Raw genomic sequence first — 7663 nt, 5'->3', positions numbered from 1 at the left:
TGCCTGTAGCAGGGGCAACACCGCGCACATGCGCCGGAAACGGCCAAAAACCGCAGGCCTGAGCGTCATTGGCGCGACCGATGCGGCTTACCTCATCCTCCGATGGCGTTGATCAGACCATCCTTAGAACCTTTGGGTTACTGCCTTTCCGCCGAGGCTCCACTACAGTCAACGCCCCCTGTGCCGATAAACCTCGCTCAGGTGGTTTTCACTTTTCGATAGGGCGATACGATGCAACTGACACGCTTGGCGCAGCCGGCCATGGCTGATACTTCCTTTGGTGCCACACGGCGCCTGTGCCTTGCGATTGGGTTGGCGTTGCCGGGCCTTGCTCTGGCGCAACAGCAGCCTGCACCGGCCAATGCCGAACAGGCGGTGGCAGAGCCCGTCAAGGCACCGGTCACCGCCGCGCCGGCCACCGCCAAGGGCTATCCGCAGGAAGCCCAGGGTTGGGGCGCCAAGCAGGGCGGCAACATGTGGCAGGTGCGCTGGGCCGAAGACTGGTCGTATCTGAAGGATCCGTCCAAGCGCAAGAGCACGTTCGATCCGCTCAAGTACATCCCGCTCAGCGAAGACGGCGATGTCTACGTCTCGCTCAGCAACGAGCTGCGCGTGCGCAGCAACACCATCACCAACCCGGGGCTGATTCCCGGCAGCCACTCGCAGCAGCAATACCTGTTCCGCGCGTTCTTCGGTGCGGACCTGCATGTGGGCGAGCACTTCCGTCTGTATACGGAACTGGCGCACGGCAGCCTGGATGGGCGCAACGAAGGCGCCAAGACCGGCACCCAGGAAAACAACGCGATCCTGCAGCAGGTGTTCTTCGACGTGAAGGGCAATATCGGCGGCGCCGATACCGGCCTGCGGGTCGGCCGCCAGGTGTTCGTCGACGGCCCCACCACCTTGATGGCGCTGCGCGACAACACCGATATCTTCGTGACCTTCAACGGCGCGCGCGCCTGGGCCATCGGCGAAAAGACCCGCGTGGACGTGTTCGATTTCAATTTCAACCTGGACGGCACCGAAGGCCTGGGCGATGACCGCATCGACCGTTCGCGGCATTTCCGTGGCGTGGTCGGCGGCTATCGCCTGCCGACGGCCAAGCCGATGTACCTGGAGCCGTTCTTCTATCAGTTCCGCAACGACAACCAGCTGTGGGGCCGCCAGACCGCCGAAGAACACCGCAATTACTACGGCCTGCGGCTGTGGGGCAACGTGGGCAAGCTGCGCACCGATTCGTTCGTGACCGTGCAGCGCGGCAGCTTCGGTGGACGCGATCTGCGTGCCTACATGGCCAGCACCTCCAATGCGTGGACGCTGAGCGACAACGGCTGGAAGCCGCGCCTGGGCTTCCATAGCGAAATCGCCTCCGGCGGTGGCGGCACCTCCGGCACCGGCACGCTGCGCAACAACAACTTCCTGTACGGCAACACGATCTACTTCAGCTGGGCCACGTTCTTCGGCCCGGTGAACCTGGTCACTGCCGCGCCGACCTTCACCTTCTCGCCCACCTCCAAGCTCACCGTGAACCTGGAATGGGAAACGCTGTGGCGCCAGACCACCAGCGATGCGATCTACAACAACCAGGCGCGCGCCTATGCACGCACACAGGGCACCGGCGAGCGTCGCATCGGCACCATGCCGCGCATCAACGCCACCTGGAACATCGACCCGAACTGGTCGGTGACCTTCCGCGCCGAGCACCTGATGGCCGGGCCGGCACTGGAGAAGGCCGGCTACGGCGATTCGACCTTCGTGATGGGCTGGTTGAACTTCCGCTTCTAGGCATGCAATGGTGCGCCTGCGCGCACCGATGCGGTGTGCGTTATTGCTGCGCGCCTGCACAACGACACATCTACATGCCGCGTCCTGTCAGGGACGCGGCATGTTGCTTTTTAGCGTAGTTGACTGCAGTGGGTGCCATGACTGCGGCGCGCACGCCTCGCAATCCCGTGGTGATCGCACCGGCTCGGCCATGAAGTTCCAGGGGCGCTGCTGACGGACAAGGTCGTGGCCTCAGGCTCCACTCGCGACCTGATGGATGCACCACGCCACTGACGCGTCGCGACGCTACTGGATCGTAGTAGTCGCGCGCTCGGCAAGCCGGCTGGCCGGCACTGGCCAGCGATCGTCTCCGGCACCTTCTTCGCGTCGAGCGTATCGAGCGATGGTCAGATGTTTGCCGTCGCCGTCGGCCTGCAGCGGGCGCATCTGTCCACGCAGCGCAGGCGGCAGCTCGGCAAGTCGCTGCGCAAGCGGCCGTGTATCGGCCAGGCGATCGCGCAACCACAGCAGGGCTGTCACCGCACGCACTGCCGCGGCAGTGTCCTGCAGCTTGTGCTGGTAATTGGCATAGTCCGGACGCGCCGCGCTGACCAACAGGCAACCGGTGGCATTGGCCACGCACGCCACCGTGGCCGTGTCGGGCGTTGCCACCATGCCGGGCGGCAGCGCCTGATCCTGCGCCAGCAATGCCCGCACCGGCGCGCTGCAGGCCCAGGTAAAGGTCGGTGCCAGCAGCGCCTGGGTGCGCTCGCGGTCCAGTAGCCGTGGCGAGATGCGATCCAGCCAGTCGCGATCGCCATCCTGGACGGACGCGTCCTGCAGCATCGAAAACACCAAGCGCGATTCGCCGTGCAGCGCGTTGCACAGCGAGATCTCTTCCATCGCCGCCGGTGCGAATGCCACGGCGCACTGCGCCGGCAGCGGCGGCTGCGCAGGCAGCTCGGCCAGCATGTCCGCAAACAGCTGCGCGTTACCGCGCAGCATCGCCGCGCCGATCATCGTGACCGCCAGGTTGTCGCTGCTACGCAGCAGCACCCGGGCAACCTGCGCGCTGGTGCAGACATCGCTCAAGGCCTGGGTGGTACGCCCCTGCACGAAATCCAGTGCGCTGGCCGTCATCGACAGCGGCATCCGCGGCAGCTCGGGCAACGTCATATCGGCGCGTGGCCGGAACGGGCTGCGGTAGTCGGTGTAGTTCGCCAATGCCCGCATCCTGCTCAGCATCGGCGCCTGTGCGGCCAGCGCATCGGCATAGGCCTGCGGTTGTTCGCGCACGCGCTGTAAACATCCACCTGCGCTGGCACTGCACAGGGCTGGCGCGGTGGCTGGCCAGCTTGGCAGGCGCGGATAGTCCGCGACGGCACTGCGAAACGGCACCCCCGGCGGCAGCCGATTCAGGCGCTCCACGTCCTGGGCCAGCACGGTCTCGCGCTGCGCTTCCGGAACCGCGTAGGACAGCGACCAGAGCGCCGCGAACATATTGGCCCCGCGTAACGGCGGCAGCGGTTGACGCAGCTGCGCCAGCGCCTGCCGCTGTGCATCGGGAATGGGCCACCGTTGGGAGACGGCATACAGCGCCGCCACTCCCGCAAGCAGGATGCAAACGCCGAGCAAGGCGGTCTTGAGGAACTTGGCAAGCATGTGCACATCCATCCCTGGGAAGCTGCGCATCTTAGTGCCATCGGCGCAGCCCCGCGACGGGTGAACGGAGACGCGTCCACGTATCGACATCGCGTTCTTTCCGCAGGCAAAGCAGCGGCAACCGATTGAGTGAAACGCCCGCGCAATGTCCGGGCAAGGACAGCGGACGCAGGCAGCGGAGTTGGGAAGGCCGGGTTGCGGACAGCAGTGACAGTCGTACCCTCATCCGGCGCTACGCGCCACCTTCTCCCGGCGGGAGAAGGGAGCGGTCTTCGCTTTTGCCTTCGCTTTTGCCTTCGCTTTTGCCCTTGCCCTGCCGGCACCACTGACACTGCAACTGCCTCTACCCCAACAGTTGCAGTTGCCGCAGCAACTACCGATCGCGGCAGTCCGACGGTGAGTGAGTGCATTTACAAATTCCCAATGCCCACGCCCCAATCCCAGCCCCACCTCCACCGAGCGCGGCCGAATGCCTACACTATGCCGATGTCCGAATCCCCCACTCCGCACGCCCGCCCTTCCCTGCAACGCGTCTTCCTGACCGGGTTGCTCACCTTGCTGCCGGTCTGGCTGACCTGGGTGGTGGTGAAGTTCGTCTTCGCGCTGCTCTCCGGTATCAGCAGCCCCTGGGTGGTGCCGCTGTCCGAACGCATCGCCGCCTCGTTTCCAGTTTACCTGGGCTGGATCAAGGCGCTCTGGGTGCAGAACACCATCGCTCTGGTCGCCACGGTGGCGGTGATTCTGTTCGTCGGCATTCTGAGCCGGCGAGTGATCGGCCAGCGCCTGTTGCGCTGGTTCGAGGCGATCATGCGGCGCATTCCGCTGGCCAGCGTGGTCTACGACAGCGCGCGCAAGCTGCTGGACATCCTGCAGACCCAACCGGGCAGCACCCAGCGCGTGGTGCTGATCGACTTCCCGCATCGCGACATGAAGTCGGTGGGCCTGGTCACGCGCGTGATCAAGGAACAGGGCACCGGGCGCGAGCTGGCCGCGGTGTATGTCCCCACGACGCCCAACCCCACCTCTGGCTACCTGGAGATCGTGCCGGTGGAACTGCTCACGCCCACCGACTGGAGCGTGGACCAGGCGATGAGTTTCATCATTTCCGGCGGCGCAGTGGCGCCTGAATCGGTGCCCTTCACCCGTACTGCGGATCGCTGAGACCATGACACACACGCGTACCCTCGACGATCGTGCGGTGCGCCTGTTCATTGCGCTGGCCGCGTTCTTCTGCGTCAACGCCGCGCTTGCCGAGTTCATCGGGGTCAAGATCTTCGCGCTGGAAGACACCCTGGGCATCGCGCCGCTGAACTGGAATCTGTTCGGCCAGACCGGCTCGCTCAGCTTCACCGCCGGCACCTTGTTGTGGCCGGTGGTGTTCATCATGACCGACACCATCAACGAGTTCTTCGGCAGCCGCGGGGTGCGTTTCATCTCGTGGGTGGCGGTGGCGCTGATCGGCTATGGGTTCGTGTTTGCGTTTGCCGCCATCGCCTTGGCCCCCGCCGGCTGGTGGGTCACCGCCGCGCAGAGCCAGGGCGTGCCGGACTACCAGGCCGCGTTCGCGGCGGTGTTCGGACAGGGGCTGTGGACCATCGGTGGCTCGCTGGTGGCGTTCCTGTTCGGCCAATTGATCGATGTATCGGTGTTCCACCGCATCCGCCGCGTCACTGGCGAAAAGCACGTATGGCTGCGCGCCACCGGGTCCACCGCGGTCTCGCAGCTGGTGGACAGCTTCGTGGTGATCTACATCGCCTTCGTGCTCGGACCCCAGCACTGGTCGATGGATCAGTTCCTGGCGGTGAGCACGCTCAACTACGTCTACAAGATGGGCTTTGCCGTGGCCCTGATCCCGTTGTTGTATCTGGCGCGCCGCGGCATCAGCGCCTACCTGGGCGCCGAGCGGGCCGAACAGCTGCGCGAAGAAGCCGCTGCGGAGTGAACCGGTCCGCGTCCGGCGGACTCATCGTGCGGGTGCATCGCTACAGCAACCCCTTGCCGGCAGTGGTACGCACCTTCGCGTAACAGCCATGCGCGCCGCACGCTGTGGTCGCCTGCAAATCCTGAGCATGCCGCAGCGCACCACGCCACGCCGGCGCAGGTCCGCGCCCATGCGCCGCATGAATTGCCGATAGGCGGTATGACCGCGGTGGGTGGCCGTCGCCGTGCAGATCGGGCAAGCTCCCCGCTCGCTTGTTTCCGGAGCCGGTAATGCCCCTCAGCTTTTCCCGCCTGCTGTCGCTGGCCCTCGCCGCCGTGTTGAGCCTGTCAGTGGCAGCGCCCGCCGACGCGGCCAAGAAGAAGACCGCCAAGGCACAGACCACGCAAACGCGCGCGAAGGCGAGCAAAGCCAAGAAGACCACCAAGCCGGCCAGAAGCACCAAGGCCGCCAAGGGCAGCAAGACCGCCAAGGCCAGGCCGCGCGCCGTGGCCGCGCCGGTGGTGCTGACCAAGGCACAGCAACTCAACCTGCTCTACGACCAATACTGGGATGCCTCGCTCAAGCTCAATCCGCTGCAGGCCACCTTCCAGGGCGAGAGCCGCTACAACGACCAGCTGCCCAACTTCCTGTCGCCGGCTTTCCGCCAGCAGTCGCACGATTTCACCGTGCTGTGGCTGGGCAAGGCCGAAGCGCTGGGCCCGGACGGCCTGAGCGGCCAGGACCTGCTCAGCTACCAGATCTTCGTGCGCGATGCGCGCAGCGCGCTGGCGGCCGAGCAGTTCCCCAGCTGGATGCTGCCGATCAACCAGTTCTACAACATCGCCAGCATCGCGGTGGTGCTGGGCTCGGGCACCGGCGCGCAGCCGTTCAAGACGGTCAAGGACTACGACAATTGGTCGCGGCGTGCGCTCGGCATCCCCGACCTGTTCGATCAGGCCATCACCAATATGCGCGCCGGCATGCAGGCCGGCGTGGTGCAGCCGAAGGTGCTGATGCAGAAGGTACTGCCGCAGCTGGATGCGATCATTGCGCGCACCGCTGAAGACAGCCTGTTCTGGGGGCCGATCCGCAATTTGCCGGCCGATATGCCCGAGGCGGAGAAGCAGCGCCTCACCGCCGAGTACAAGCGGCTGATCGAGGTGCGTATCCTGCCGGCGTATCGCGCGCTTCGCGGCTTCATCGCCACCGAGTACCTGCCGGCCTGCCGCGACAGCGATGGCCTGGCCGCGCTGCCCGGTGGCACGGCCTGGTACGCCTACGACGTGCGCCAGAGCACGACGTCGGACCTGAGCCCGGAGCAGATCCACCAGACCGGGCTGGACGAAGTGGCGCGTCTGCAAGGCGAGATCCAGGCGCTGACCAAACAGGTCAAGTTCCGCGGCAACCTGCCCAAGTTCTACAAGTTCATGCAGACCGACAAGCGCTTCAGCTTCCGCAGCGAGACCGAGCTGCTGGGCTATTACCGCGGGCTGCAGGGTCGCGTGCAGGGTGCGGTGCCGCGCCTGTTCGCGCTGCAGGGCATCCCGGAGCTGGAAGTGCGTGCGGTGGAACCGCAGCGCGCGCAGTCCGCAGCCAACGGCTCGTACATGCGTCCAAGCGCGAATGGCAGCAATGGCAGCACACCGGGCATCTTTTACGTCAACACCTCCGACCTGCCCTCGCGCAAGACCTGGGAAGCAGAGAGCCTGTACCTGCACGAAGCCATTCCAGGGCACCACTACCAGCTCGGGCTGCAGCAACAGCTGACCGACCTGCCCAAGTTCCGCCGCCTGGGTGGCGAGACCGCCTACATCGAAGGCTGGGGCCTGTACGCCGAATCGCTGGGGCGCGAGCTGGGGCTGTATCAGGACCCGTACAACACCTACGGCTACCTGCAGAACGCGCTGTGGCGCTCGATCCGGCTGGTGGCCGATACCGGCTTGCATAGCAAGGGCTGGACCCGCACCCAGGCCATCGACTACATGCTCGACAACTCGGCGATGAGCCGCACCGATGCCGAGGCCGAAGTCGACCGCTACATGGCCATCCCCGGCCAGGCGCTGGCCTACAAGGTGGGCGAGATGAAGATCGCGCAGCTGCGCGAACAGGCCCAGCGCGAGCTGGGACCACGCTTCGACGTGCGCGGCTTCCATACCGAAGTGCTCAAGGACGGCTCGGTGCCGCTGGACATCCTGCAGGAAAAGATCCAGCGCTGGATTGCAACGCAAAAAGGCTGAGGCCAACGATCGCGGCCGCTGTGCGTCGTGATCGGCCGTCCAGGCCAGGACGTCGTCCGGGCGGGTGTCGATGTGGGAC

5 protein-coding genes are annotated in these 7663 nt (G+C 65.6%); 4 read left to right on the top strand and 1 reads right to left on the bottom strand.

What is annotated here, in order from left to right; translation table 11 throughout:
• Positions 1-231 precede the first annotated feature (231 nt).
• Positions 232-1785 carry an alginate export family protein gene (locus A7D17_RS11400; protein ID WP_064509183.1) on the top strand — a complete coding sequence of 518 codons (1554 nt, stop codon included), beginning with the start codon at positions 232-234 and terminating at the stop codon, positions 1783-1785.
• Between the two features lie 285 nt (positions 1786-2070).
• Here A7D17_RS11400 and A7D17_RS11395 read toward each other — a convergent pair whose 3' ends face one another.
• The gene (locus A7D17_RS11395) at positions 2071-3438 is read right to left on the bottom strand and encodes a hypothetical protein (protein ID WP_064509182.1); all 1368 of its coding nucleotides are present in this window, start codon (positions 3436-3438) and stop codon (positions 2071-2073) included.
• Positions 3439-3912: 474 nt separating this feature from the next.
• Between A7D17_RS11395 and A7D17_RS11390 the strand changes: the two genes are divergently transcribed.
• The 3 genes from A7D17_RS11390 (at position 3913) to A7D17_RS11380 (ending at position 7584) form a co-directional block, all read left to right on the top strand.
• Positions 3913-4587, top strand: coding sequence for a DUF502 domain-containing protein (locus A7D17_RS11390; protein ID WP_064509181.1), 675 nt, complete (start codon positions 3913-3915; stop codon positions 4585-4587).
• A gap of 4 nt (positions 4588-4591) precedes the next feature.
• The gene (locus A7D17_RS11385) at positions 4592-5368 is read left to right on the top strand and encodes a queuosine precursor transporter (protein WP_064509180.1); all 777 of its coding nucleotides are present in this window, start codon (positions 4592-4594) and stop codon (positions 5366-5368) included.
• A 269-nt stretch (positions 5369-5637) separates the two neighbouring features.
• Positions 5638-7584, top strand: a complete 1947-nt coding sequence (locus tag A7D17_RS11380) for a DUF885 domain-containing protein (protein WP_064509179.1) — start codon at positions 5638-5640, stop codon at positions 7582-7584.
• The last annotated feature ends 79 nt before the right edge of the window (positions 7585-7663 follow it).

The organism is Xanthomonas floridensis, from assembly GCF_001642575.1.
In the GTDB taxonomy this organism is placed as follows: Bacteria; Pseudomonadota; Gammaproteobacteria; order Xanthomonadales; family Xanthomonadaceae; genus Xanthomonas; species Xanthomonas floridensis.
This window is presented reverse-complemented; position numbering and strand designations above follow the sequence as displayed.